Source organism: Oceaniglobus sp. K40-3 (assembly GCF_055808395.1).
The window spans coordinates 2,576,417-2,602,791 of sequence record NZ_CM147868.1 but is presented as its reverse complement, the minus strand read 5'-3'; the positions used below and the strand labels follow the sequence as shown (position 1 = coordinate 2,602,791).

The window sequence follows — 26,375 nt, the reverse complement described above, 5'->3', positions numbered from 1 at the left end:
GCGCCCGTTCCGGGGGCGGGCGCGGGTCATGTCAATGCCTTCGACCTCGACCAACCCACGGGCAGGGGGATCAGCCCGGCGATGGCATGCAGCAGCGTCGATTTGCCCGCGCCGTTCGGGCCGATCAGGGCGGTGATGCCCCCCTGACCAAAGGCCAGCGACACGTCTGACAGGATCGCGCTGCCGCCTTTGTCGACGCTTACTTTGTCCAGTCTTATCATCACCGGGGCCTTTTCAGCACGAGAAACAGAAACAACAGACCGCCGAGAAACTCGACGATCACGGTTAGGGTCGATTGCAGGCCCAGCAGCCGTTCAAACACGAATTGCCCCGCGACAAGGATTGTCGCCCCGATCAGCGCCGCCGCCGGAATCAGCCGCGAATGGCGCCAGGTCGGCAGGATCGCATGGGCCAGACTGGCCGCAAGCAGCCCAAGAAACGTGATCGGCCCGACCAGCGCGGTCGAAACGGCAACAAGCACCGCCACAAGCCCCAGCGCCGCAAAGATCACCCGGTCATAATCAAGCCCCAGCGGCAGCGCCGTGGCCCGCCCCAAAGCCGCCAGATCGAACAGCCGGGCAAGGCGCAGGGCCACCCCGAGGCACAGGACCAGAACAACAGCGGCGATGGCCAGTTGGGTTTTGTCGACTGCGCCGAAGGTGGCAAAGCTGGCCTGTTGCACGATGGCGAATTCGGATGGGTCCAGCAACCGCTGCACCAACCCCGCAAGGCCGCGCAACAGCACCCCAAGGATCACGCCGGTCAGCACAAGGCGCAGGATGTCATCGGCGCCCCGGCGCAGCAGCGCCCCGAAAAGCGCAAGCGCCGCGCCGACAAGGACAAGGGTTTCAACCCCGAACTGGGCCAGTGCCGGCAAGGTGGCAAACCCGGCGCCGCCCAATGTCAGGACAAGCCCGGTCTGGATAAACACGAACAAGGCGTCAAAACCGACGATGCCGGGGGTCAGCAACCGGTTTGCGGCGACGGTCTGAAACAGCACGGTCGCGCTGCCCACGGCGGCCCCCACCACGCAGAGCGCCGCCAGCTTGGTCAACCGCAGTGACAGGATGAAGCCCACAGGCGCACGCAGATTCCACAACAGGAACAGCGCGGAGACGGCCAGCAACACAATACCAATAAGAATAAGGCGACGGTCAGCCATGGGATTGCCTTGGTGCGGCATGCAACAGCCACAGAAAAAGGGCCGCACCCAGAACGGCAAAAACGGTGCCCGCCGGTATTTCATAGGGGTATCGGATCAGGCGCCCGATGATATCACAGCCCAGAACCATGCAACCGCCCAGCCATGCCACCAAAGGCAGGTTGCGGCGCAGGTTGTCGCTGCGCCAGCGCGACACGACGTTGGGCACGACCAGCCCCACGAACGGGATCGACCCGACGCTGACCACCACAACCGACACGATCACAGCCACAAGGATCAACCCCGTCAACAGGGTTTGCCGGTAATCAAGGCCGAGACTGCGCGCCGCATCCTCGCCCAGCCCCAGCAATGTGATCCGGTCTGCGGCCAGCCACAGCAGCCCGGCAATCCCGGCCACCACCCACAACAATTCGTACCGGCCCCGCAGGACACCGGAAAATTCACCGCTTTGCCAGACGCCGATATATTGCACCAGATCCGTGGTCCAGGCGATCCACAGCACCGCCGCGCCGATGATCCCGCCATAGATCAGCCCGACCAGGGGCAACAGAATGGGGTCGCGGCGCGGAACATGGCGCGCCAGCCAAAGAAACCCCAGCGTGCCGATCAGGGCAGTGCCCGCCGCCACCGACATCTTGACGATCAAGGCCGCGCCCGGCGCGATCAGGGTTACGGCCAGCAGGCCCAGCATCGCCGATTCCGGCGTGCCAACCAGCCCCGGTTCCACCAGCCGGTTCTGCACGCTCATCTGCACAACGACCCCCGCCAGCGCGAGGCCCGCCCCCGCCAGCAGCGCCGCAAAGGTGCGCGGCAGCCTGCTGACGGCCAGCACCATCTGCGCATCAAGATCCCCCGTAAAAAGATCAGCGACACCTATGAGGCAGGCTCGCCGTCACAAGGACGGCGAGCGTCAGGCCCGCAAGAACCGGTAAACGCATGGCGATTGATCAACTGCCGTTTGCGGTCATGGCATCGCTCACTTCGGCGATCGTTCCCATCATCGACTGGATACCGCCGCCGGCAAGATAAAGCCGCGCAGGATCGAGATAGACGATATGCCCGGCCTTGGCCGCTGTCGTGCCGGCCACCAGCGGATTGTCCAGCGTGGCGGCGGCGGCTTCGCCTTCCTGGCCGATGGCGGCGCCGCGATCGATGACGAAAATCCAGTCAGGGTTGACCTTGGCGATGAATTCAAAGGAAACCGCCTCGCCGTGGGTTTCCGGCGTCAGATCGGGATAGGCCTCGGGCAGGCCAAGGGAACTGTGCAGCCAACCAAACCGCGAGATCGTCGCCGTAAGCCGAAACCTTACCGCCGTTGGTCATCAGGATCAGAACGTCGCCCTTGCCCTGTGCGGTGGTTTTGGCGTCGGCGATGGCTGTATCGAGGGTCGACAAAAGCGCCGCCGCGTCATCCTGTCGGCCAAAGATTTCACCATAGGCCGTCACGCGCGCCTCGGCGTTCGCCATGAGGTTATCGCCCGCGATCGTCATGTCGATGGTGGGCGCGATCTGTGACAGCGGCTTGACCTGCGATTGCGACCGTCCGCCCGCGATGATCAGATCGGGGGCCATGACGGCCAGCGCTTCGAAGTCCGGTTCAAACAATGTTCCCACGGTTTTGACCCCGGCCAGTGCTTTAGCCAGATAGGTGGGCGGGGTGATATCGGGGGCACCCGCGACCGTCACGCCAAGGGCGTTCAGATCGTCGATGGCCGCAAGATCGAACGCGACAACGTTTTGCGGCGCGGCAGGGACAGTTGCCACGCCGATGGCGGTTTGAATATCGACCGTCTGGGCGAACGCGATGCCCGGCAGGGCACAGATTGCAACGGTGGCAAGGACGGATTTCATGAATTTCCCTTTCATTTTCCGGTGAGCAATAAAGTCTCGACAAGGCCGACTCATTTTGTCAGGTAAATAGCTGACAAAAATACTCAGGACAATTCGATATGCCGGATAAATTTCACGACGAAGGCCGCTTCACCACATCCCACGCCAGCCGCTACCTGCAACAATTGTGCAAACACTTTGCGCATAAGGTCGAGGTTCGCTTTGACGAACATTCTGGCGCGGTGGTATTACCTGCCGGCCCCGCGACTCTGACCGCGACAGAAACGGATCTGATCGTGGTGCTGCACGCCGACAGCGCAGAGGGTCTGGCGCAGGCGCGCAGCGTTATCGACAAGCATCTGGAACGCTTTGCCTTTCGCGAAAAATTCGAAAGCATGGAGTGGTCGCGACAGACCGCCTGACGCCTCGGGGGCGGTCGATCGCGCCGGTCACTCTGTCGCGAGATCGACAACGACCGGGTAATGATCGCTTGGCCATTCGCCGTCAAACCGGTGCCGGACAACCATGGGTGACCCAAGCAGGCGGGCGTTGCCAGCCCATGCAATATGGTCAATGGCCGCAAAGAGATTCAGCCCGCGGTTAAAGTGATATGTGGCGCCTTCGACCGGTGCAAAGGTGAACCCCGCCTTTTGCAGGATGTCGACGCCGCGATCCCCAAGGCGGGCGTTCAGGTCTCCGGTCAACAGCACTGTTCCGCCCGCCTTGATCCACGGCGCCGATTGTTCGGCAACCAACGTGATAGACCGCAAGCGGTTGGACCGGCTGGCATAATCCGTATGGACATTCACGATCCGAAAGGTCGCCTCCGTGCGCCGGTCGCGGAATTGTGCCCATGAGGCAAAGGCCGGATAAGATCCGTTGAAGGTGCGCGAATAGATCACATCGGGCGTTTCAGAGAAAAAGAACCACCCCTGATCCAGCATCTCAAGCCGGGCCACGCGATACAGAATCGGCTGCGTCGAGGGAAACACAGCCGGATCCCCCACGGCAGCGGCCGCGTAATCGGGGTTGCGCGCCAACAGCCAGTCAAGCGCAAGGTTTACGCGGCTTTCGTCGCCCCGGGTGAAACTTTCCATTTCCTGAAAGGCAATGACATCGGCATCCATCGCCTTGACCGCGAGGTCGAGCGGCCCGCGCCGCCGGTTCCAATCGCCGCGTGACCACGGGCCGCTGGCTTGCCCCATGATGATATAGTGAACATTATAGCTTGCCACCCGCAGGCCCGATTGCGGGGCAGGGCGCAGGGGCGTGTCGGCGGAATTGCGGATGATCTGACAGGCGACGGCAAACAACCCGACGATCAGCACCAGCGCCAGCAGCTTCAGGAGGCGGCGAACAAACGTCATGGTCTATGGCCCTTTCGGCAGGGTCACGCAGGCCCGCAACCCGCCATCCCGCCGGTTTTGCAACGTGATTGTTCCACCATGGCTCTGGGCGATCGTGCGGGCAATGGAAAGCCCAAGACCGGCCCCGCCGGTGGCGGTGTTGCGGCTGTCTTCGCCACGCGAAAACGGCTGGAACATCTCTTCCAGCCGCTCTGCCGGAATGCCGGGGCCGCAATCATCAACGGTGATCACCGCCTTTGTGGGGGTGGCCGTCAGCGTGACATTTGCGGTTGTCCCATAGCGCAGGGCATTGTCCACGAGATTGCCGAACAACCGGCCCAGCCCGACAGGCCGCCCCATGATTGTTACCGGCGCCCCCCGGCAAATGCGGCGCCCCGTTCGCCGCACAGGTGCGTCAGCAGCGCGGCCAGATCGACCGGCGCGGGCTGTTCGACATCACGCCCTTCGCGCGCATAGGTGACAAGACCATCGGCCATGACCGTCATTTCATCAAGGGTGCGGATCATCGGATCGCGCAGATCACTGTCCTCGACCATCTCTGTGCGGATGCGCAGACTGGTCATTGGCGTGCGCAGATCATGCCCGACGGCCGCAAGGGTGCGCAGCCGTTCGGCATCAAAGCGCGCGATTTCGCCCTGCATCGCGTTGAACGCCGCCGCTGCCGTGCGCATCTCGCGCGCACCGGTTTCGGGCACCCGTGCCGTCCGGTCGCCGCGCCCCGCCGCCCCGGCGGCGGTGGCAAGATCGGCCAGGGGTTTCGTCAGACGTCGGGCAAAAAGCAGCGCCACGGCCAGAACGCAGACAAGAGACAGCCCCAGTATCGTCAGGATAACCCCTTCGGGAATTCCACCGTTACGGGGGGCGCGCCGCTGGTCATGACGTTGAGCCATTGGTCGGGCTGCGCTTGTGCCGTGGTCAACGGAATGGTGATGATGATGGCGTCGCGTTTGCGCCAATCGCCCGGAGCAGCCGGTTCTGCCCCCTGGGGAACGATCGCCACTGCCACCACCCGCCCCGCCAGGGCCTGTGAAACCCGCTGGCCCAGATCCTGTGAACGGGCGTCGGCGGCGGTCGCGGTCAGGCGCGGCTGTACGTCAACCTGCACCCGTGCAAAGCGGGTCGAGGCGGCGTTGGCGATCCGTTCCCGTGCCTTGGGGGAAACCGCCTCCATCGCGGGAACAAGCGCGACGATCCTTTCGATTTCGCGGCTTTCGCTGACGCTGCGGTCAAAGTTCCGCTGATCCGCCGCAAGCACGACCAAGGCAATGACATTGGCCGCAATCAGGGCAACCGAAAGCAAAAGCGCAAACCGACCGGCAAGCCCGTCAGGGGTCAGTCGCGCAAGGCCGCGCCTCACGAGGCAGTGCCGTCGGTTACATCCGCCACAAGCCGGTAACCGCCGCCCCATTCGGTTACCAGAAGGCGCGGCGCCTTCGGGTCACGTTCGATCTTGCGGCGCAGGCGGCTGATCTGGTTGTCGATGGCGCGGTCATAAACCTTGGCCTCGCGCCCCGCCGTCATATCGAGCAGGGTCGCGCGGCTTAGCACCACGCGGGGCTGATCCAGAAAGATGCCCAGCAGGCGGTTCTCGGCTGAGGTCAGGTCGACAGTGGTGCCGTTCATATCGCTTAGTCGCAACTGATCTGGGTCATGGGTCCAGCGCCCGAAGGTGCGTTTTCCGTCGGGCGGTGCCACGGGGGCCGGGGGCGCCCGGCGCAGGATCGCGCGAACACGGGCCAACAGTTCGCGGGGGTTGAACGGTTTCACCAGATAATCGTCAGCGCCAAGTTCAAGCCCGACGATCCGGTCGGTTTCATCCGCCATCGCCGTCAGCAACAGGACCGGCGGGCCGCCCTGCGCCACGAACCAGCGGCACAGCGAAAGCCCGTCTTCGCCCGGCATCATGATATCAAGCACCACCAGATGAATTGCGGCCTCGGCCACGATCCCGCGCGCCTCGGCGGCATGGGCGGCAAGCCGGGTGCGATAGCCCTGCTTGCGCAGGTATTGGCCCAGCGGTTCGCGGATGTCGCGCGCATCGTCGACGATCAGGATCTGTGGGGTCACGGGGTCGGTCAACAGGCGGCTCCTTTTGGTATGCAAGTCGCGGTTTCAGTCGTTTTAGGCTGTCGCGTGCCTGCAAAACCAGATGCGCAGCAGCCCATGATCCCTTTCGATTGTCGCAAGTTGTATCAGATCGCGACGTTGCGACAAACGGCGACAATGCAGAGGTGGCGCTGACAAACCTTTCGACCGACGAACCGCTAGATGGAGGTCATCGGGGCCGCAAGCCCCCAACTGACCCATGAAAGGAAATACCATGAAACCGACCAAAACCCTCCCTGTTCTGTTCCTCGCCCTGTTCGGCAGCCTGAGCGCGGCCGCCATCGCGTCCGGGCAAACCGGGCCGGTGACCGGCGTGGATGACGCGGCCACGGTTGTTCAGACGGCCGATCACGGCGATCATGGGCCACGTGGCGAACGCGGCCCCCGTGGTGGTGGCATGATGTTTGGTGCGGCAATGGACCGGGTTGATGCTGACGGAAACGGCAGTGTCAGCCAGGACGAAATTGACCTGTTCCGTGCCTCGCTTGTGGCCGGGGCCGATTCCTCGGGCGATGGCGCCATCACGCTGGACGAATTCCAGTCGATCTTTGTTGAATTGGCAAAAGACCGGATGGTCGACGATTTTCAGGATCTTGATGCCGATGGGGACGGATCGCTGACCCAGGCGGAAATGGACCGGCGGTTCGGCGGTATCGTCGCACAGATGGACCGCAACGGTGACGGCGTTCTGAATGCCGATGATCGAGGCGCACCGGATCACGGCGCGCGGGGCCATGACGGCGGTCACGGCGCGCGGGACCATGACGGTGGACACGGCGCGCGGGACCATGACGGTGGACACGGCGCGCGGGACCATAACGGTGGACACGGCGAGCGGGGCTAACGCCCGGCGTTTTAAGGGGCCATCTGGTCGCCTGTCGGGGCCGGTCGGTGCAAATCCGACCGGCCCCATCGCGTTTGGCGTTCAGACCCTGCGCAAGTCTCGCCGCCCGCGCCATTGCGTCCCCCGAACCTTTGATGCAGTTTCGGATGAAATGTGCCGCTGGCGGGGGATCGGTGTCAAAGATTGGCGCGCCGTTCCATGATGCGGCCTGATCAGGGACCTGAGATCATGAACCGTGCGGCGAACATCGTTGGAATGGCACTATCGGCGGATAAAAGACCGCCCCACACTGCGGCGGAGGTGGGCCGATGATTGCACTGGTTGTGGCCCGGGCGCGCGATGGCGCCATCGGCAAGGATGGCACAATCCCCTGGCGCGCCCCCGAGGATTTGGCGTTTTTTCAACGCGAAACCATGGGCGGCGCGATCATCATGGGCCGCACCACATGGGAAAGCCTGCCGGTGCGCCCGTTGAAAAACCGTCTGAACATTGTGGTGTCTTCGGGGGATGTGGATGCGCCGGTTGTCTGCCGCGATGTGGCGGCGGCGGTGGCCCATGCCTTTGATGCCGGATACCGGCGGGTCTATGGCATTGGCGGGGCAGGGATTTACCGTGAAATGCTGCCCATGGCCGACCGTTTGCTGGTGACCGAGGTGGCGCTGGATGTGCCGGGAGCCGATACGTTCTTTCCGGCGTTCGACACTGCCGATTGGCGAGATGTGGGCGCCACCCCCTGCGCGCCACGGCGCCGGTCTGTGTGGTGCATGAATATCGGCGCGCCGTCCCTGCACAGGATGGGTGACAGCCCCGGATTTATCCGCCATTATCCGCGCGAACCCACCAATTCAGGTCTGACATGACGACACTTACCCTTTACGGAATTCCCACCTGCGACACCTGCAAAAAGGCGATCAAGGCGCTTGAGGGGGCAGGCCACGACGTGGCATTTCATGATGTGCGGGCCGATCCGCTGAGCCCCTCCAAATGGGATGCGCTGTTGCTGGAATTCGGAGACAAGCTGATCAACCGCAGTTCAACCACCTATCGGGGGTTGTCCGACTGGATGAAAGCGTCAGAGCCGGAAGACCAACTGGCCCACCACCCGACCCTGATGAAACGTCCGGTGATCGAAACCGAAGACCGGATGTATCTGGGCTGGGATACTGGCGTGCAGGCCGCCCTGCTGAAACCGGACGACGAGTCGGCCTAACGCAACCAAAGGTTCGCGCGGCGCAGTTGATTGCGGATCGCGCGTTCCTTGCGGGGCAGGTTGGCGCGGTCGAACATCGCGCGGGCCTTGTCCCCACGATTTTGGTACACCATGCGCAGGATCGGCGGATGGCCCTTGAGCAGCTTTTTCACCTTGTTGGGCGCGGCGATGGTTTCCAGCAGGTCAACCACATGATCGGCCTCGCGGGCATAAAGCATCGGCAGCATCCGGTAATGGCACGAATGGGTGCCATCCAGCATCCCACCCGGCAACGTATCGCGCCCGCCGCCCATTGAATGAATCACCAGCGGCAAGACCGCCTGATCCAGCCACGGATCAAGGGATTGGCAGGCCAGCATATCGGGCGGGTCATGGCTCACCGACAGGGCATAGTGCAAGAACCGTTCACCAAACCGGTGGGGGCAGGCCCCAAAGAACCACCCGGCGTTGAAATACAGATACCGCCGCCAGTATTCATCGGGTTGGGACAGGTCCAGCGAGGATGCAAAATCCAGCCCGAACCGATCATACAGCGATTTCCAGATTTCGGTGTATCCGGCGCCGTATAATTGCGGCTCTGGCCATGTGCCTTCGCGGCGCAAGGATGCCGTGGGGCGGGTGAAATCAAACGGGATGTCCGACAGGGGGCCGGTGATCAGCGTGTCGGTGTCGAAAAACACGAAAGGTTCGCCTTCGGGCAGGCAGAACAGGCCCTCGATCTTGTTGCCATAGGGATAGGCCTCGCCAAAGTGGCGTGAGTCAAACGGGACGATCTCGGCGCCGTATTCCTGGGTCAGCAGGGCGCGCAGATCATGGTCCAACAGGCGCGGATCGCGCTTCCACAATGGCCCCGGTTGCGGTTCGCCCAAAATCAGCCGCCCGGCAAAATCGGGGTTGGTGTGGCGCAGGGAGGCGGCGAACAGCACCGCCTCATAGGCCAGCCGCCCGGACTGCACGACGATGAATATGTTGAAACGCGGCGCCGACCCGGGCTTAGTGGGGGCGGGCGCGGCGGTGATCGGGTTTTCTGCCATTGCGGTGGCCTCGCTCGCTGTCTCGGGGTGCGGCCATGGTATCGTGGGCGGTCCCGGGCGGGAAGGCCGGATTGCGCCAGAACGGATTGGCGGCACAGCTATTTGCGGAGAGTGAAATGGATTTGATCCTTGTTTTGATTGCCCTGAGCGCGGGGGTGTTTGCCGCTTTGCCCGAAGGGCGGGCGGGGTATGACCGGCCCGAGGTGGCAGAGGTGCCGGTCGAAGAACCGGAACCGGCACCAGCCCCAGCACCCACGCCCAAGTTTGCACCCTTGCCCGAGGCGGAAACCGCCGAGGCGCCCCCGGCACCCAAGTTCGCGCCTTTGCCTGACGCGGACCCCACACCCAAGTTTGCGCCACTTCCCGAGGCGGAAACACCCACGACCGGATTCATTGCCGAGGATCAAACCCCAAGCGGCAAATTCACCACGGCGGGCGAGGTGCGGATGATCCTTGATGCCACCAAAGGCAGTTGGGTCGCCCTGCGCGATTTCAACGGGCAGGATTTGTTGTATTTCACCCAGATCCTGTCATGGCGCTGTGGGCTGGTTCAGATCGAATATGCGGTGAACGACGGCCCCGCACAGGTGTTTCCCGCCGAGCCGTGTTACATGGACACCGCCCAACCCAACGCGATCAAGGCCGAGGGCCAGCAGCCCTATCTGGCCTTTCCGCCGGGATCGGTGCAATCGGTGACGGTGACGCTGACCTATGATGATCTGGCCACCGCACAGGCGCGGTTTGAACGCTCGGCCATCATGATGCCCTGATCCGCATCGATGGCTGGACACTGACGAGTCCGGCCTTACCTTGGGCATAACGCTCAGGAGGATGACCATGCGCCTTGCCCAACGGATCGCCGCCGATCTGGAAACTGCCCACGCCCTCGCGGCGGACTGCGGCGATCTTTACACCCACAGTGATACGATTTTCGCCGCAGAACAGGCGATTTCGCGCAATATGGGCGCCACGCTGGCGGGGGATGTGGTGCGGTTCAGTTTCTGGACCCCCGAATTGCTGGATAACCGGGTGCCCGAAGGCGACGTGTTTCTGGAGCTGATGGCCCCCGAGGCGCCACTTGATCTGACCCTGGGCCATCGCACGGTACGGTTTGACCGGGTGCTTGTTCCTACGGTGCGCCATGAAACCCGCACCTTTGCCGCCGTGCGCGGCGCGCTGGCCGGGCGGCGCGACCGGGTGGGCGATTTTTACGCCCTCGTGTGGCGCGATGGCGAGGATCGCTGGCACCGCATTCTTGATCCGCTGGCCATGTCCCTGCCGTTCGGGGCCTTTGCCCCGGCCGAGATTTACGATGTGGCGGCGATGCAGGCGGGGCGGGGCGATGCGGGATATTTTGCCGCGCTGAAATGCGACCGGCCCCATAAATTCACCCCGCCGGTGAATATTCTGCAAATCCATGTGCCCACCGCCACCGCCGGTGGCACGCTGGCCAGCCTTACCCGGTACTATCAACGCCTGTCCGATCGCGTGGCCGAGGGGCTGCCGCTGGAGCCGTCGGACGAATTGTTCGTCGGCTATGACGCGGTGCAATTGCTGCCGGTGGAACCGACCACAGTTTATGAAACCGGCCAGGCCTTTTGGCAGGATACCCTGGGCGAGGGCGGCAGTGACGTGACGCTGACCCGGCCTGACACCACCAACTGGGGCTATGATACGGTGATTTCGGGCATGGGAACGGTAAATCCGGTGCTGCTCGAATCCGGGCGGCCCGATGAATTGGTTGATTTTGCCAGTGTTCTGCACAATTTCGCCAGCAAGCCGAAAAAGCTGATCCTGGATGTGGTGTTTGGTCATTCCGACAATCAGGGCCTTGCCGCGCTGAACGCACATTTTTTTGCGGGGCCAAACATGTATGGTCAGAACCTTGCCTATCAAAGCCCCGCCGTGCGCGCGATCCTGCTGGAATTGCAGCGGCGCAAGGTGGATTTCGGCGCCGATGGCGTGCGGGTGGACGGGGCGCAGGATTTCAAGAACTGGAACACAGCGACCCAGTGCATGGAGCATGACGACGATTACCTGCAACAGATGGCCGATGTGGAACAGAACGTGGCAGGCACCTGTTACCGCCCCTGGTTCATTTTCGAGGATGGCCGCCCCTGGCCCGACGAGGATTGGGAGCTGTCCAGCACCTATCGCAGCGTGATCGAGGCGCAGAACGATGACGATGTGTTTCAATGGGGGCCGCTGACCTTTGCCCATAACACGCCGTTTCTTTACACTTTCTGGCTGGGCAAATACTGGCGCATCCGCGAAATGCTTGAGGTGGGCGAAAACTGGATTTCCGGCACCTCGAACCACGACACGCTGCGCCGTGGCACGCAGGTTTCGCTGGATATGAACATCAACACCCGCCTTGGCACCACCCACATGGATATTCTGGACAAGGCCTATGACAACCCGGCGGTGCATGCCCTGACCTATGGCGTGCTGCCCGGGGTGCCGATGGATTTTCTGAATGCCACGGCCCGGGCCAGTTGGGGGTTCATCCGCAATCAGGACGATAAATACGGGGTAAAGGTGGTGGCCGAAGAGGTGATCAGCCTGAAATGGCAGGTCGATGAATATGCCTATTCCATCGGCAGCAACTTTCGCAGGCTCAAGGATCTGGGCTTTGCCACCCGCGATCAACTGGCGCGGTTCTTTGAATTTCTGCCCGCATTGGTTGAGGTGACGGATTACGATCTGGATGAAATCACCAGCCTGCTGAGCAAGGCCGAACCCCCCTTGCCGGGCCACACCCCTGAGCGTGGCAGCCCTGAAACAGATCGCACGGGCGTGGATGGATGACATGCACGAATATTGCAACGTTGCCCATCATTTTGCCACGCTGGTGCCGGAACAGACAGGTTTCACCCTTGCCCTGCGCAATTTCCGCCGCGCCCGGCCATGGCTGCGCAGTGCATTTGGCGCGCAGGATCACTTTGATTACCGCACCCCGATCAACGGGCGCACCCTGTTTCGCGCCCTGCGCCACGGGCCGGACGGGGAACAGGTGTTTGCACTGCTGCATATGGAGGGCAAACCGACCGAACCCTTTGATCCGCTGGACAGCGACATACCGGGGTTGGCGGAGGGCGGATGGGAATTGGCCCTGCGCACCCCCGGTGTCGATCCGGGGTATTGCGGCGGGCCGATTGAATTGCACGATTCCATGGCGCTGATCTTTATCCGCACCCTTGGGGGCTGAACGCGCCCCGGGGGAACGACAGATTACCCTTGGAAATGCCCCATGGCTTCGCCAGTGTGGCGGAAAAGGGGGCTGATATGGATCAGGCAAAACACGTTGCAATCATCGGCGCCGGTATCGTGGGGGTGTCTGCCGCGATCTGGCTGTTGCGCGATGGCCACCGTGTGACCCTGATCGACCGGGCCGGACCGGGCGAGGGGACAAGCCACGGCAACGGCGGGGTTCTGGCCTCTTGCGCGATGGTGCCGGTCACGGGGCCGGGGTTGGTGAAAAAGGCGCCGGGGATGCTGTTTGATTCCGAACAGCCGCTGTTCCTGCGCTGGCCCTATCTGCCGAAACTGTTGCCGTGGCTGGTGAAATACCTGCGCCATGCCAATGCCGATGACACCCGCCGCATTGCGAGCGCCATGGCGCCCATCGTCGGCGATTCACTGGCCGATCACCTTGCGCTGGCCACGGGGACGGGGGCGGAAAAATGGATTGTGCCGTCGGATTATCTTTATATCTATCGCGACCGGGCGCAGTTTCAGGATGATGCGTTCGGGTGGGACATTCGCCGCGCCCACGGGTTTGTCTGGGATGAATTGGAAGGCGCGGCGATGGTCGCCTATGATCCGATGTTCGCGCGGGATCTGGGATTTGCCGCAAAGATGGGCAACCACGGGCGGATTGGCGATCCGGGGCAATATGTAAAGGATCTGGCGGCCCATGCGGTGGCGCAGGGGGGCACGCTGATAAAGGCCGACGTGACGGATGTGGTGCGCGAAAATGGCCGGGTGACGGGGCTGCGCGCGGGGGGCGATACCATCGCCTGTGATGCGGCGCTGATCGCCACGGGCGTCTGGAGCAAGGCCCTGTCCGGCAAACTGGGCATCAACGTGCCGCTGGAATCCGAGCGCGGCTATCATATTGAGCTGTGGGAGCCGAGCGTGATGCCCCGCGCCCCGGTGATGATTGCCTCGGGTAAATTTGTTGTCACCCCGATGGCGGGGCGAATTCGCCTTGCCGGTGTCGTTGAATTTGGCGGGCTAAAGGCGGGGCCGTCACGCCCGCCGTTTGATTTGTTGATGCGCCACGCGAAAAAGGCGATGCCGGGGCTGACGTGGACGCGCGAGGTGGAATGGATGGGCCACCGCCCAGCGCCCAGCGATTCAATTCCGTTGATCGGTGCGGTGCCGGGGGTTTTGGGCGCTTACCTTGGGTTTGGCCACCACCATGTGGGCCTGACCGGCGGGCCGAAAACCGGGCGGCTTTTGGCGCAGATGATCGGCGGACGCAGCCCCAACATCGACATGGCGCCCTATGCCCCGGCCCGGTTTGCCCGCTGATCCGTTGATTTTTGCGGCCCGTCAGGGGCGCTGGGTGTTGGTGGTCGGGGTGATTGCCGGGGTGCTGTTGCCCGGATTGGCGGCGGTGCTGCGGCCATGGGTGCCGCAGATGGTGGCGCTTTTGTTGTTTCTGGCCGCGCTCAGGGTCGGCCCCGGCGTGTTTTCCGGGGCGCTGCGCGGGCTGCCCCTGACGCTGGGGTGCGTCGGGGTGCTGCAATTTCTGGTGCCTCTGGCGGTGATCGGCCTTGCCCGGGCGCTGGGCGTGGCGGACACGCCCACGGCGATCGCGCTGTCGATCATGTGCGCGGCGCCTTCGATCGTCGGATCGCCCAATATGTGCCTGATGCTGGGCGCGCCGCCCGAACTGGCCATGCGGCTGTTGGTGGCGGGAACGGCGCTGTTGCCGGTAACGGTGATCCCGGTGTTCTGGTTCCTGCCGCAACTGGGGGCTGTCACGGATGTTCTGGCCGCGGCCCTGCGCCTGCTGGCGGTTATCGCGCTGGCCTCGGGGGCGGGGTTTGCGGCGCGGCGCCTTGTTTGGCGCACCCCGGGCGCGGCGGCAGTGGCGCGGCTGGATGGTATATCGGCGCTGGTGCTGGCGGTGTTCGTGATCGGGCTGATGCCGGCGGTGGGGGGCGCGCTGCGGGGTGATCCATGGGTGGCTGGTTACTGGCTGGTCATGGTTCTGGCCGTCAACTTTGGGGTGCAAAGCCTGATTCACCGGGCGTTGCGCCGCCGGGGGAGGGCGGTATCGGTGCCGGTGGCGCTGATCGCGGGAAACCGCAACATCGCGCTGTTTCTGGTGGCCCTCCCACCCGAGGTGACGGCGCCGATCATGGTGTTCATCGGCTGTTACCAGATTCCGATGTTTCTGACGCCGCTGGTGATGGCGCCACTTTATCGCGGGGCGGTGAGTGTGGAAAAACCCTGACCGGACCGGGATTTAGGGCTGTTCAAAGCGCCCGGATGTAGTAGCGTCGCCCCACAGCACAGTGAGGATACCATGGGAACACCGCTCGTTCCGGCCATCTTTGATGGTCACAATGATGCATTGTTGAAACTTTATAGCAATGGTGGTCTGGCCAACGCATCACAATTTTCAAACGGTTACGCGGCAGCGCTGGATTTGCCCAAAGCGCGGGCAGGTGGGTTTGGCGGCGGGTTCTTTGCGGTTTATGTGCCGTCCGAAATAGATGGCGACGTCAAGTTCAACGAGATGACCAAGGCGCAGTATGATCTGCCGCTGCCCGATCCCATTCCTGTCGGTCAGGCGCTTGGCGTGGTGATGCATCAGGCCGCGATCCTGTTCGCACTTGAGGCGCAGGGCGCACTGCGGATCTGCCGCAGTGCCGCCGATATTCGCGCAGCACTGGCCGCCGGACAGTTGGCCGCGATTTTCCATATCGAGGGCGCCGAGGCGATCGACGGCGATCTGCACAGCCTTGACGTGCTGTATCAGGCCGGGCTGCGTTCGCTTGGGCCGGTCTGGAGCCGCAGCACTATATTCGGCCACGGGGTGCCGTTCCGTTTTCCCAGCACGGGCGACATTGGCCCCGGCCTGACCGATGCGGGCAAACGGCTGGTGCGGCGGTGCAACGAATTGCGCGTGATGATCGACCTCAGCCATCTGAACGAGGCGGGATTTTGGGATGTCGCGGGCCTGTCGGATGCGCCGCTGGTGGCCACCCATTCCAACGCCCACGCCATTTCCCCCCACGCCCGCAACCTGACCGACCGCCAACTTGACGCGATCCGCGACAGCGACGGCATGGTCGGGCTGAATTTTGCCGTGGCCTTTCTGCGCGCGGATGGCCGGATGCTGAATGATGTGCCACTGGCGCAGATGATGCGCCAGCTTGACCATCTGATGGAGCGGCTGGGCGAAGACCGGGTTGGCCTTGGATCAGATTATGACGGGGCCGTGGTGCCAAAGGGGCTGGACACCGTAGCCGATTTGCCCAACCTTCGGGAAGCGATGGCAGCGCACGGATACGACGCGCCGCTGATCGCCAAGCTTTGCCATGAAAACTGGCTGCGCGTTCTGGAAAAAACCTGGGGCGAATAAACGCCCGACGCGCCACGAACAACAACAGAGAGGACGAACCATGACCGCTTTCAGCAGACTTCTTTCCGGGGCCGCCATCGGGCTGGCCGTTGCCGTTACCGGCGGCACGGCCTTTGCCGAGACCCCGGCAAACATGCTGGTTATCGCCGACCGGATTGATGACATCACGACGCTGGACCCGGCCCAGAGCTTTGAATTTTCCGGCTCGGATGTGCTGCGCAATATCTATGGAAAATTGGTGAATTTTGATCCGCTGCACATGGACGCGGGGTATCAGCCCGACCTTGCCGTAAGCTGGGATGTGAGCGAGGACGGAAAATCCATCACCTTTACCATGCGTGACGGGGTAAAGTTTCAGTCGGGCAACCCGGTTACGGCGAAGGACGCCGAATTTTCCCTGCGCCGTGCGGTTCTTTTGAACAAGACGCCATCGTTTATCCTGACCCAGTTCGGGTTTTCCCCCGACAATGTTGAAGAAACGATTGTCGCTGATGGCAACAAACTGACCATCACCACCGACAAACGCTATGCCACATCCTTTGTTCTGAACTGTCTCACGGCGGTTATCGGGTCCATCGTCGATATGAAAACGGTGATGGAGCACGAGACCGATGGCGATATGGGCAACGCTTGGCTGGCCACCAACAGTGCCGGGTCGGGCGCCTACACGCTGCAAAGCTGGAAGCCGAACGAATCGGTCTCGCTGGTCAGTAATCCTGATTTCTATCTCGGCGCACCGGCGATGGAACGGGTGATCGTGCGTCACGTGCTGGAATCCGCATCCCAGCGCCTGCTGCTTGAGCGTGGCGATATCGACATCGCGCGCCGTCTCAACCCCGAGGATGTTGCCGGTGTCACCGGCGAGGATGGCATCAAGATCGAGGAAGAGCTGAAGGGCAACCTGATGTATGCCTCGCTGAACGGCAAGAACGAAATCCTGTCCAAGCCGAAGGTCAAACAGGCGTTTAAATATCTGGTTGATTACGAAGGGATGCGCGACAGTTTCCTGAAAGGCCAGTGGACAATCCAGCAGAATTTCCTGCCTCAGACCTATCTTGGGGCGGTTGATGAAAACCCCTTTTCGCTGAATATCGAAAAGGCCAAGGCGCTGTTGGAAGAGGCGGGCGTTCCCGAAGGGTTTGAATTCGAGGCCGGCATCCGCGAAGCGCAAGAGCGCATCGAGATCGCCCAGTCGATGCAGAACCAGCTTGCCAAGGTCGGGATCAAGATGAACATCACCGTTGGCACCGCAAAACAGGTTCTGGCACGTTATCGCGCCCGCGAACTTGATTTGTATCTCGGCGAATGGGGGCCGGATTATGCCGATCCGCAGACCAACGCCGGCACCTTCGCCTATAACCCCGACAATTCGGATGCGGCGGGTGCAACCGGGCTGTTGTCGTGGCGCAACGCCTGGGATACCGGCGATCTGACGCCAAAGGTGGAAGCGGCAGTTGTTGAAGGTGACACGGAAAAGCGGGCGCAGATGTATCGCGACATTCAGGCCGAATTCCGCGAAATATCGCCGTTCATCATCATGTTCCAGAAAATCACCCAATCGGCGATGCGCGACAATGTCGAACATTTCTCGACCGGGCAGGCGATCAGCTCGGCTGCGTACTGGCAGGTCACCAAGTAAGTGGCGTTGAGTGATAACACAGGCGAAAGGCGCATCGGTGCGCCCTTCGCCGCCTTTGCCGTAGGTACGCTGCGCACGCTGGGGTCGATCGCGGTCACCATGCTGGGGCTGTTGTTCGTGACCTTCGTGATCGGGCGGGTGATGCCGATCGATCCGGTGCTGGCCATTGTCGGTGAACGGGCGTCGCAATCCATGTATGATGCCGTTTACCAACAGCTTGGCCTGGACAAGCCGCTGATTGTGCAGTTTATTTACTATCTGAACGACGTAATTCACGGCAACTTCGGTGTCTCGACCCTGAACGCGCGGCCCGTTTCCGAAGACATCCTGCGGGTCTTTCCCGCGACCCTGGAACTGGCCACTCTCGGGGTGATCATGGGGGTCGTTCTGGGGGTGCCTTTGGGGGTGATCGCGGCGGTCAAGCGCGGCTCGTGGATTGATCAGGTGGCGCGTGTTGTCGCGCTGGTTGGATATTCCATGCCGATTTTCTGGCTTGGTCTGATCGGGTTGCTGGTGTTTTACGGCATTCTCGGCTGGGTCGGGGGGCCGGGGCGGCTTGATATCTTCTACGAGGATATCGTGCCGCAGGTGACCGGCATGATCCTGATCGATTCCGCCCTCGCCGGGGATTGGACCGTCTTTCGCAACGGGTTTTCCCACCTGATCCTGCCTGCGTCGCTTTTGGGGTATTATTCGCTGGCCTATATCAGCCGGATGACGCGGTCTTTCATGCTGGAACAGCTTAGCGCCGAATATGTCACAACGGCCCGGGTCAAAGGGATGAGCGAATGGGCGGTGGTCTGGCACCACGCCTTCCGCAACATCCGGGTACAGTTGATTACCGTGATCGCGCTGTCATACGCCGGGCTTTTGGAAGGGTCGGTTCTGACCGAGATCGTGTTCTCGTGGCCCGGAATCGGCAGCTATATCACCACGGCCCTTTTGTCGGCGGATATGAATGCGGTTCTGGGCGGCACCGTGGTTGTCGGCCTTGTGTTCATCCTGCTGAACATTTTTTCCGATCTTCTGTACAAGGTGTTCGATCCCCGTGCAAAATAAGGTGTTTTCATGAGCGATCAAACCCTGCGTCACTGGCTGCTGAGCGATACGCCCACCTCGCGTCGTCAGGCCCGGCTGGCCGCGCTTTATAAAGGCTGGCTGTCGTTTCGGGGGAATTCCATGGCCATGGTCGGCCTTGTCATTCTGGTGTTGCTGGTGCTGATGGCGATTTTCGCGCCGCTTCTGGCGCCGCACAACCCGTTTGATCAGGATCTCGCCAACCGGTTGCAACCCCTTGGCGCACCCGGCCATATTCTGGGCACTGACAGTCTGGGGCGCGATATTCTCAGCCGGCTGATCTATGGCTCGCGGATCACTCTTTATATCGTGGCTCTGGTGGCGCTGATTGCGCCCATCGCCGGGCTGCTGATCGGGACGGTTGCGGGGTATGGCGGTGGCTGGGTTGATGCCATCCTGATGCGGATCACCGATATTTTCCTTGCCTTTCCGCGGCTTGTTCTGGCACTGGCCTTTGTCGCGGCGCTGGGGGCGGGGATTGAAAACGCAGTGCTGGCCATCTCCCTGACAGCATGGCCGCCTTATGCACGGATTGCGCGGGCGGAAACCCTGACCATCCGCAGTTCGGATTTCATCAGCGCGATTCAGTTGCAGGGCGCCGGGCCGCTGCGCATCATCACCAAACACATCTGGCCGCTTTGCGTGTCGTCGCTGATTGTACGGGTGACGCTGGATATGGCGGGCATCATTCTGGCCGCGGCGGGCCTTGGGTTTCTTGGCCTTGGCGCGCAACCGCCCAGCCCGGAATGGGGCGCGATGATTTCGGAAGGGCGTCGGTTTATCCTTGATTACTGGTGGGTGGCCACCATGCCAGGGCTGGCGATTTTCACCGTTTCATTGGCGTTCAACCTGTTGGGTGACGGGCTGCGCGATGTGCTTGATCCAAAGGACGGTGGCCAATGACCCTGCTTGATGTTGAAAACCTCTGGGTGAAATTTCCCACGCGGCAGGGTATTTTCGACGCGGTGCGCGGTGTGTCTTTCACCCTTGGCAAGGAACGGTTGGGCATTGTCGGTGAATCGGGCAGTGGCAAATCCATGACCGGGCGCGCGATCCTGCGCCTGATCCGTCCGCCCGGCATTGTCGAGGCCGACCATATCGCCCTTGAGGGGCGCAACCTGATGGAGCTGAGCGAAAAGGAAATGCGCGGCGTGCGGGGGCAACAGATTTCGATGGTCATGCAAGACCCGAAATTCTCGCTCAACCCGGTGATGACCATCGGCGCGCAATTGATCGAGGCATACCGCCTGGCCCATAAATCAGGGCGCAGCGGGGCGCGTCAGGCCTCGCTTGCCGCGCTGGAATCGGTGTCGATCCGTGATCCCGAAAGGGTGATGCGGGCCTATCCCCACGAAATGTCAGGGGGCATGGGACAGCGGATCATGATTGCCATGATGCTGATTCCGGGGCCGCAGATATTGATTGCCGATGAACCCACCAGCGCGCTGGATGTCAGCGTGCAACGGCAGGTTTTATCGATCATGGATGATCTGGTTACGTCGCGGGGGATGGGGCTTATCTTTATTTCCCACGATCTGAACCTTGTGGCCGATTTTTGTGACCGGGTGCTGATTATGTATTCCGGCCGGGTGGTTGAGGTTTGCGATGCCGACAAGCTCCATCAGGCGACGCACCCCTATACGCGCGGCTTGCTCAATTCACTGCCGCGCCTCAATCAGCCACGCGCGCGGCTGGATGTGTTACAGCGCGATCCCGCATGGTCCGAAACATCAAGCGTGAGTGGCCGGGCATGAGCATGTTATCCGTCGAAAACCTGAACGTCTGGTTCGGGCACGGACGCGACCGGGTTGATGCGGTGCAGGGCGCCAGTTTCGCGGTGGAAAAGGGTGAAAGTTTCGGCCTTGTGGGGGAATCCGGGTCGGGCAAATCCACCATCCTCAAGGCGATCACTGGCCTTGCCCGCTCGTGGGATGGCAAGATCACGGTGGATGGTCAGGATTTGACCCAAAACCGGGTCAAGGCGTTCTATAAAACCGTTCAGATGGTGTTTCAGGATCCCTACGCCTCGCTGCATCCGCGCCATTCCGTTGACGGCGTGCTGGGCGAAACCCTGCATCTGCACGGGTTCCGCGATATTGATGCGCGGGTGGTCAAGCTGCTTGATGATGTGGGGTTGGGGCAGAAATTCCGTTTTCGCTATCCCCATCAATTATCGGGGGGCAACGTCAAAGGGTGGCGATTGCCCGCGCATTGGCGGCGGACCCGAGAATTCTCTTGCTGGACGAGCCAACCTCGGCTTTGGATGTCTCGGTTCAGGCGGAAATTCTCAATCTGCTTACCGATTTACGGGCTGAACATGGCCTGACCTATGTCATGGTATCCCATGACCTTGCTGTGGTGGGGCATATGTGTGCGCGTCTGGCCGTGATGAAAGACAGCCGGATCGTGGAAGTGATGGATGTGGACAGCCTGCGCGCAAGTCGGGCGGAACATCCCTATTCGCAGGAGTTGCTGCGCAATTCGATCGGGGGCTGACCCCACGGGGAGGAGACGGACATGCTGATGGGTTTGCACCACGTGCAACTGGCCATGCCGAAAGGCGGAGAGGCGGATGCGCGGGCCTTTTATGGCACGGTCTTGCGGATGGCCGAACAGGCCAAACCCGATGAATTGGCCGCACGGGGCGGGTGCTGGTTTGAATCCGGCTCGGTGCGGGTTCATCTGGGGGTGGAAACGCCCTTTGCGCCGGCGAAAAAGGCTCATCCGGGGTTTCTGGTGGCGTCATTGTCGGTCGTGCGTGACCGGCTTGACGAGGCGGGCGTGGCCTATGAAACCGACGGCGAATATCCGGGGTACAACCGGATTTATGTGACCGATCCCTTTGGCAACCGGATTGAGCTTCTGGAGCGGGCCGACTGACGCTTTTCCTTCGCCAGCGCCCCGGTTAGGGTGCCCCGGCAACAGTGGGAGAAGCATCATGTGGCAGTTCTGGGTCGATCGTGGCGGCACCTTCACCGATATCGTTGCGCGCCGCCCGGGTGGTGACGTGGTGGCCCATAAACTGTTAAGCGAAAACCCCGAATTCTATCGCGATGCCGCCGTGCACGGCATTCGCCACCTGTTGGATCTTGGGGCAGATGACCCGATCCCCGAAGGCACGATTGAAGCGGTCAAGATGGGCACCACCGTGGCCACCAACGCCCTGCTTGAACGCAAGGGCGAAGACACGGTTCTGGCCATTACCGCCGGAATGCGCGATCTGTTGCAGATCGGATATCAGAACCGGCCCCGGCTGTTTGATCTGCACATCCGGTTGCCCGAAATGCTCTATTCCGATGTGATCGAGGTGGCCGAGCGGGTGGCCGCCGATGGCACTGTCCTGACCCCGCTGGATGAAACCGCCCTGCGTGTTCAGTTGCAGGGCGCCTTTGATGATGGCTATCGCGCTGTGGCCATCGCTTTTGCCCATGGGTATCGGTTTTCAGACCATGAACGGATTGCCGGAAAAATCGCCTGCGACATCGGGTTTACCCAGGTGTCCCTGTCCCATGATGTGTCACCGCTGATCAAACTGGTGGGCCGGGGCGATACCACAGTTGTCGATGCCTATCTGTCGCCAATCCTGCGCCGCTATGTGGCGCAGGTCAGCGATGCCCTGGACGGCGAAGGCGCGCTGATGTTCATGCAAAGCAGTGGTGGTCTGACCGACGCCGGCCTGTTTCAGGGCAAGGATTCCATCCTGTCCGGCCCTGCGGGCGGCGTTGTCGGCATGGTGCGCACGGCGCAGGGGGCAGGGTACGACCGGCTGATCGGGTTCGACATGGGCGGGACAAGTACCGATGTCTGCCACTTTGCCGGGGAATATGAACGCAGTTTCGAAACCGAAGTGGCCGGCGTGCGGATGCGCGCCCCGATGATGAGCATCCACACGGTGGCGGCTGGGGGTGGCTCGATCCTCAGTTTCCGGCAAGGGCGGTTGCAGGTCGGCCCCGAAAGTGCCGGCGCCGATCCGGGGCCTGCCGCCTATCGCCGGGGCGGACCGCTTACCGTGACCGATTGCAACGTCCTGCTGGGCAAGATCAACGCCGATATATTTCCCCATGTCTTTGGTCCCGAGGGCGATCAGCCGCTGGATGTGCAGGCGGTGCGCGACGGGTTCGCGGCGCTGGCACGCGACATGGTCAGGGAACTCGGCGATGAGGAACGAAGGCCCGAAGAGCTGGCCGAGGGGTTCTTGCGGATCGCCGTGGAAAACATGGCCAACGCGATCAAGAAAATCAGCGTTCAGCGCGGCTATGACGTGACCGGATACACGATGAATTGTTTCGGTGGTGCGGGCGGGCAACACGCCTGCCTCGTGGCCGATGTTCTGGGAATGAAGCGGATTTATGTGCACCCCTTTGCCGGGGTGCTTTCGGCATTTGGCATGGGGCTGGCCGATGTGCGCGACATCCGCGAACATCAGTTTGCCGGCGATCTGGGTGATGACGCCGCGCGCGATGTGCTGGATCGGATCGGCGGAACGGCCCGCGATGCCGTGGCACAACAGGGCGTTTCCGACGCCCGGATCACCCTGATCGAAACCGCCCATATCCGCACCGAAGGCGGGCATCAGGCCCTGCCGGTGCCGTTTGGGCCAGCCGTTGAAATGCGCGCCGCCTTTGATGCCGCCCACAAGGCGCGGTTCGGGTTTGTGCCGGGCTATGACCGCCTGATCCTCGACGTTCTGACGGTCGAGGCGGTGGGCGAAACCGGCGAGGCGGTGACTCTGCCGCGCGCCACGGGCGGTGCCGAGGATGCCACGACGCAGATGTACAGCGATGGCAAATGGCGCGACGTGCCGCTGATTGACCGCGCATCCCTGACGCCGGGCACCACCGTCAAAGGCCCCGCTGTCATCTATGAACCCACCGGCACAAATATTGTCGAGTCGGGCTGGTCCGCCCATACCCCCGATGGCGCCGACCTGATCCTTGAACGCACCACCGCCCTGAAACGGGCCGAGGCGGTAGGAACACAGGTCGATCCGATCATGCTCGAGGTGTTCAACAACCTGTTCATGTCCGTCGCGGAACAGATGGGCGCAACGCTGGCCAATACGGCCTATTCGGTCAACATCAAGGAAAGATACGATTTTTCCTGCGCGATTTTTGACCCCGCGGGTGATCTGGTGGCCAATGCGCCCCATGTTCCGGTGCATCTGGGGTCGATGAGCCAAAGCGTGCGCACCGTGCTGGCCCAAAACGACGGCACATTGCAACCCGGCGATGTGATCATGATGAACAACCCGTTCAACGGTGGCACCCATTTGCCCGACATCACCGTCATCACCCCAGTGTTTGACGGTGACAAGATCGCCTTTATTGTCGCCTCGCGCGGCCATCACGCCGATATCGGCGGCACCACCCCCGGTTCGGCCCCCCCGACAGCACCCATATCGAACAGGAAGGCGTGGTGATCGACAATTTCAAACTGGTTGATCAGGGCGAATTGCAACGTGACGCCGCCGAGGCCCTGTTGCGCGGCGCAAAATACCCCGCCCGCAACGTGGCCCAGAACATGGCCGATTTGTCGGCACAAATTGCCGCCAATGCCACCGGGGTTGCCGAGTTGCGCCGGATCACCGGGCAGTTCGGGATTGAAACCGTTCACGCCTATATGCGCCATGTGCAGGACAACGCCGAGGAATCCGTGCGCCGGGTGCTGGATGTGCTGAAGGATTGCGCCTTTGCCTATACGCTGGATTCAGGTCAGCAGATCGCGGTGAAGATCACCGTTGATGCCAACAGCTCGCAGTGCGGTGATTGATTTTAACGGCACCTCGCCCCAGGACAGCGGCAATTACAACGCGCCGCTGGCGATCTGCCGGGCGGCGGTTCTGTATGTGTTCCGCTGTTTGGTGGGGGCTGATATTCCGATGAACGAGGGCTGTCTGAAACCCCTTGATTTGCGGGTGCCAGACGGCTGTATGATCAACCCGGCCTTTCCGGCGGCAGTGATTGCGGGCAATACCGAAGTGTCACAGGCGATTACCGAAACCCTGTTCGGCGCGCTGGGGGTTCTGGCGGGCAGTCAGGGAACCATGAATAATTTCGTCTATGGCAATGAGGTGCATCAGAATTACGAAACCATCTGCGGCGGCACCGGCGCGGGCGATGGGTTTGCCGGGGCAAGTGGCGTGCATTCCCACATGACCAACACTCGAATGACCGACCCCGAGGTTCTGGAATCCCGCTTTCCGGTGCGGGTGGACCGGTTTGAAATCCGCAAGGGTTCGGGCGGGGCAGGGCGTTGGCCGGGCGGCGACGGTATCTTGCGTGAACTGCGGTTTCTTGAGGATATGACCGTGACGGTTCTGTCGTCACACCGCGAAACCCGGCCCTTTGGCACCAATGGCGGCGCCCCGGGTAAACCCGGACGCAACGCTGTGCGCCGGGCCGATGGCAGTGTCGAGGAGTTGCGCGGCAACGATGCAACCGAGGTGCGGCCCGGGGATGTATTTATCATGCAAACCCCGGGCGGCGGTGGCTACGGCGCGCCGTAGCACGTTGTAAAGCCGAAACGATTCAATCAGCAGGCCGCGGTGTAACGCTGGCCGTTTGGATATTGATACACACATTGGCCGGGCTGGTTGGCGCGTCCGATGTAATTGCCCGCAGCAGCACCGGCAGCGCCGCCGATCAGTGCGCCCGCGACCTTGTCATCACTGCCCGACACGGCAGCACCAGCAGCGGCGCCAAGAGCGGTGCCGGTCAGGGTGGATTGTGTCGGCGTGTCACAGGCGGCGAGGGCGGCCATAAGGGGCAGGGCGAAAATGATACGTTTCATGGTTCTCTCCGTTGGTGATTTGATACCACAACGCAATGGGGCAGGATGGGTTCCAGCCGCACAAAAAAACGCCCCGGCCAAGACCGGGGCGTTGCATTTTCGTCAGGATAAAGCGGGTTAGCCGCCTTTTTGATTGTAAGCGGTGCCCCAGCCCCACGCGCCCGACCCAAAGCCGCGGGCAACAACGCGTTCGCGGTAAATGCCGCTGACCACGTTGCCATCCCCGGCCAAAAGGGCCTTGGTGGCGCACATTTCGGCGCAGATCGGCAGTTTGCCTTCGGCGATCCGGTTGCGGCCGTATTTCTGGAATTCGGCCTGGCTGTTGTTTTCCTCGGGGCCACCGGCGCAGAAGGTGCATTTGTCCATCTTGCCGCGCGATCCGAAATTGCCCGCCTGGGGATATTGCGGCGCGCCAAAGGGGCAGGCGTAAAAGCAATATCCACAGCCGATGCACAGATCCTTGGAGTGCAGGACCACGCCGTCGTCGGTCTGGTAAAAACAATCGACGGGGCAGACGGCCATGCAGGGCGCATCGCTGCAATGCATGCAGGCGACCGAGACGCTGCGCTCGCCCGGGCTGCCGTCGTTGATTGTCACGACCTTGCGGCGGTTGATGCCCCAAGGGATTTCGTGTTCGTTCTTACAGGCCGTGACACAGGCGTTGCATTCGATGCAGCGTTCGGCGTCGCAGAGAAACTTTGCTCTTGCCATTGGTC

At 62.0% G+C, this 26,375-nt stretch carries 25 protein-coding genes and 4 pseudogenes; 17 read left to right on the top strand and 12 right to left on the bottom strand.

Annotated features, from left to right (window positions below):
* Positions 1-26 precede the first annotated feature (26 nt).
* The 4 genes and pseudogenes from AC0L7P_RS13480 to AC0L7P_RS13465 all read right to left on the bottom strand — a co-directional run bounded on the left by AC0L7P_RS13480 (position 27) and on the right by AC0L7P_RS13465 (position 3,013).
* Positions 27-221, bottom strand: coding sequence for an ATP-binding cassette domain-containing protein (locus AC0L7P_RS13480; protein WP_473433208.1), 195 nt, complete (start codon positions 219-221; stop codon positions 27-29).
* Complete coding sequence (locus AC0L7P_RS13475; RefSeq protein ID WP_473433207.1) at positions 221-1,162, bottom strand: iron chelate uptake ABC transporter family permease subunit; 942 nt, start codon at positions 1,160-1,162, stop codon at positions 221-223. Before AC0L7P_RS13475 ends, AC0L7P_RS13480 begins: the two co-directional genes overlap by 1 nt.
* A complete protein-coding gene (locus AC0L7P_RS13470; protein WP_473433206.1) occupies positions 1,155-1,997 on the bottom strand; it encodes an iron chelate uptake ABC transporter family permease subunit in 843 nt (280 codons plus the stop codon). Before AC0L7P_RS13470 ends, AC0L7P_RS13475 begins: the two co-directional genes overlap by 8 nt.
* 112 nt (positions 1,998-2,109) lie before the next feature.
* A pseudogene (locus tag AC0L7P_RS13465) lies at positions 2,110-3,013 on the bottom strand (siderophore ABC transporter substrate-binding protein).
* 98 nt (positions 3,014-3,111) lie between these two features.
* On the opposite strand from AC0L7P_RS13465, the gene AC0L7P_RS13460 reads away from it, so the two are divergent.
* Positions 3,112-3,414 carry a DUF2218 domain-containing protein gene (locus AC0L7P_RS13460; RefSeq protein ID WP_473433205.1) on the top strand — a complete coding sequence of 101 codons (303 nt, stop codon included), beginning with the start codon at positions 3,112-3,114 and terminating at the stop codon, positions 3,412-3,414.
* 27 nt (positions 3,415-3,441) lie between these two features.
* Here the strand turns inward: AC0L7P_RS13460 and AC0L7P_RS13455 are convergent, their stop codons facing one another.
* Genes AC0L7P_RS13455 through AC0L7P_RS13435 form a run of 5 tightly spaced genes read right to left on the bottom strand, consistent with a single transcriptional unit; the run spans position 3,442 to position 6,438 of the window.
* Positions 3,442-4,359: an endonuclease/exonuclease/phosphatase family protein gene (locus tag AC0L7P_RS13455; protein WP_473433204.1), complete on the bottom strand. Its 918-nt coding sequence runs from the start codon at positions 4,357-4,359 to the stop codon at positions 3,442-3,444.
* A 3-nt stretch (positions 4,360-4,362) separates the two neighbouring features.
* Positions 4,363-4,698 (bottom strand): sensor histidine kinase, encoded by a 336-nt coding sequence (locus AC0L7P_RS13450; protein WP_473433203.1) that lies wholly within the window; start codon positions 4,696-4,698, stop codon positions 4,363-4,365.
* A gap of 5 nt (positions 4,699-4,703) precedes the next feature.
* Positions 4,704-5,249: a HAMP domain-containing protein gene (locus tag AC0L7P_RS13445; RefSeq protein ID WP_473433202.1), complete on the bottom strand. Its 546-nt coding sequence runs from the start codon at positions 5,247-5,249 to the stop codon at positions 4,704-4,706.
* Entirely contained in the window at positions 5,183-5,716 is a 534-nt protein-coding gene (locus AC0L7P_RS13440; protein ID WP_473433201.1) for a hypothetical protein, read from the bottom strand. The genes AC0L7P_RS13445 and AC0L7P_RS13440 overlap by 67 nt, the downstream gene beginning before the upstream one ends.
* Positions 5,713-6,438: a response regulator gene (locus tag AC0L7P_RS13435; protein ID WP_473433200.1), complete on the bottom strand. Its 726-nt coding sequence runs from the start codon at positions 6,436-6,438 to the stop codon at positions 5,713-5,715. The genes AC0L7P_RS13440 and AC0L7P_RS13435 overlap by 4 nt, the downstream gene beginning before the upstream one ends.
* Before the next feature lie 241 nt (positions 6,439-6,679).
* On the opposite strand from AC0L7P_RS13435, the gene AC0L7P_RS13430 reads away from it, so the two are divergent.
* From AC0L7P_RS13430 to AC0L7P_RS13420, 3 genes and pseudogenes are all read left to right on the top strand, one after another.
* Positions 6,680-7,309, top strand: a complete 630-nt coding sequence (locus tag AC0L7P_RS13430; protein WP_473433199.1) for an EF-hand domain-containing protein — start codon at positions 6,680-6,682, stop codon at positions 7,307-7,309.
* Positions 7,310-7,617: 308 nt separating this feature from the next.
* Positions 7,618-8,111 (top strand): annotated as a pseudogene (locus AC0L7P_RS13425) (dihydrofolate reductase).
* 54 nt (positions 8,112-8,165) lie between these two features.
* Positions 8,166-8,519: an arsenate reductase family protein gene (locus AC0L7P_RS13420; RefSeq protein ID WP_473433198.1), complete on the top strand. Its 354-nt coding sequence runs from the start codon at positions 8,166-8,168 to the stop codon at positions 8,517-8,519.
* Here the strand turns inward: AC0L7P_RS13420 and AC0L7P_RS13415 are convergent.
* A complete protein-coding gene (locus tag AC0L7P_RS13415) occupies positions 8,516-9,553 on the bottom strand; it encodes a hypothetical protein (protein ID WP_473433197.1) in 1,038 nt (345 codons plus the stop codon). The genes AC0L7P_RS13420 and AC0L7P_RS13415 overlap by 4 nt on opposite strands.
* Before the next feature lie 116 nt (positions 9,554-9,669).
* On the opposite strand from AC0L7P_RS13415, the gene AC0L7P_RS13410 reads away from it, so the two are divergent.
* The 13 genes and pseudogenes from AC0L7P_RS13410 to AC0L7P_RS13350 all read left to right on the top strand — a co-directional run bounded on the left by AC0L7P_RS13410 (position 9,670) and on the right by AC0L7P_RS13350 (position 25,375).
* Positions 9,670-10,323, top strand: a complete 654-nt coding sequence (locus tag AC0L7P_RS13410; protein ID WP_473433196.1) for a hypothetical protein — start codon at positions 9,670-9,672, stop codon at positions 10,321-10,323.
* Between the two features lie 67 nt (positions 10,324-10,390).
* Positions 10,391-12,361, top strand: coding sequence for a glucosylglycerol hydrolase (gene gghA / locus AC0L7P_RS13405; RefSeq protein ID WP_473433195.1), 1,971 nt, complete (start codon positions 10,391-10,393; stop codon positions 12,359-12,361).
* A complete protein-coding gene (gghA, locus tag AC0L7P_RS13400; protein WP_473433194.1) occupies positions 12,354-12,761 on the top strand; it encodes a glucosylglycerol hydrolase in 408 nt (135 codons plus the stop codon). Before gghA (AC0L7P_RS13405) ends, gghA (AC0L7P_RS13400) begins: the two co-directional genes overlap by 8 nt.
* A 77-nt stretch (positions 12,762-12,838) precedes the next feature.
* Positions 12,839-14,089: an NAD(P)/FAD-dependent oxidoreductase gene (locus AC0L7P_RS13395; protein ID WP_473433193.1), complete on the top strand. Its 1,251-nt coding sequence runs from the start codon at positions 12,839-12,841 to the stop codon at positions 14,087-14,089.
* Positions 14,064-15,020: a hypothetical protein gene (locus tag AC0L7P_RS13390; RefSeq protein WP_473433192.1), complete on the top strand. Its 957-nt coding sequence runs from the start codon at positions 14,064-14,066 to the stop codon at positions 15,018-15,020. The genes AC0L7P_RS13395 and AC0L7P_RS13390 overlap by 26 nt, the downstream gene beginning before the upstream one ends.
* A 72-nt stretch (positions 15,021-15,092) precedes the next feature.
* Entirely contained in the window at positions 15,093-16,154 is a 1,062-nt protein-coding gene (locus AC0L7P_RS13385) for a dipeptidase (protein ID WP_473433191.1), read from the top strand.
* Between the two features lie 40 nt (positions 16,155-16,194).
* A complete protein-coding gene (locus AC0L7P_RS13380) occupies positions 16,195-17,793 on the top strand; it encodes an ABC transporter substrate-binding protein (protein ID WP_473433190.1) in 1,599 nt (532 codons plus the stop codon).
* Positions 17,794-18,852, top strand: coding sequence for an ABC transporter permease (locus AC0L7P_RS13375; protein WP_473433189.1), 1,059 nt, complete (start codon positions 17,794-17,796; stop codon positions 18,850-18,852).
* Positions 18,853-18,861: 9 nt separating this feature from the next.
* Positions 18,862-19,773, top strand: coding sequence for an ABC transporter permease (locus AC0L7P_RS13370; RefSeq protein WP_473433188.1), 912 nt, complete (start codon positions 18,862-18,864; stop codon positions 19,771-19,773).
* Positions 19,770-20,624: an ABC transporter ATP-binding protein gene (locus AC0L7P_RS13365; protein WP_473433187.1), complete on the top strand. Its 855-nt coding sequence runs from the start codon at positions 19,770-19,772 to the stop codon at positions 20,622-20,624. Before AC0L7P_RS13370 ends, AC0L7P_RS13365 begins: the two co-directional genes overlap by 4 nt.
* Positions 20,621-21,366, top strand: a pseudogene (locus AC0L7P_RS13360) (ABC transporter ATP-binding protein). Before AC0L7P_RS13365 ends, AC0L7P_RS13360 begins: the two are co-directional and overlap by 4 nt.
* 21 nt (positions 21,367-21,387) lie before the next feature.
* Complete coding sequence (locus AC0L7P_RS13355) at positions 21,388-21,750, top strand: VOC family protein (RefSeq protein WP_473433186.1); 363 nt, start codon at positions 21,388-21,390, stop codon at positions 21,748-21,750.
* Positions 21,751-21,808: 58 nt separating this feature from the next.
* Positions 21,809-25,375: pseudogene (locus AC0L7P_RS13350) on the top strand (hydantoinase B/oxoprolinase family protein).
* 26 nt (positions 25,376-25,401) lie between these two features.
* Here the strand turns inward: AC0L7P_RS13350 and AC0L7P_RS13345 are convergent.
* Both AC0L7P_RS13345 and fdh3B read right to left on the bottom strand, forming a co-directional pair.
* Positions 25,402-25,659, bottom strand: coding sequence for a glycine zipper 2TM domain-containing protein (locus AC0L7P_RS13345; RefSeq protein ID WP_473433185.1), 258 nt, complete (start codon positions 25,657-25,659; stop codon positions 25,402-25,404).
* Positions 25,660-25,776: 117 nt separating this feature from the next.
* The gene (fdh3B, locus tag AC0L7P_RS13340; RefSeq protein ID WP_473433184.1) at positions 25,777-26,370 is read right to left on the bottom strand and encodes a formate dehydrogenase FDH3 subunit beta; all 594 of its coding nucleotides are present in this window, start codon (positions 26,368-26,370) and stop codon (positions 25,777-25,779) included.
* Positions 26,371-26,375 lie beyond the last annotated feature (5 nt).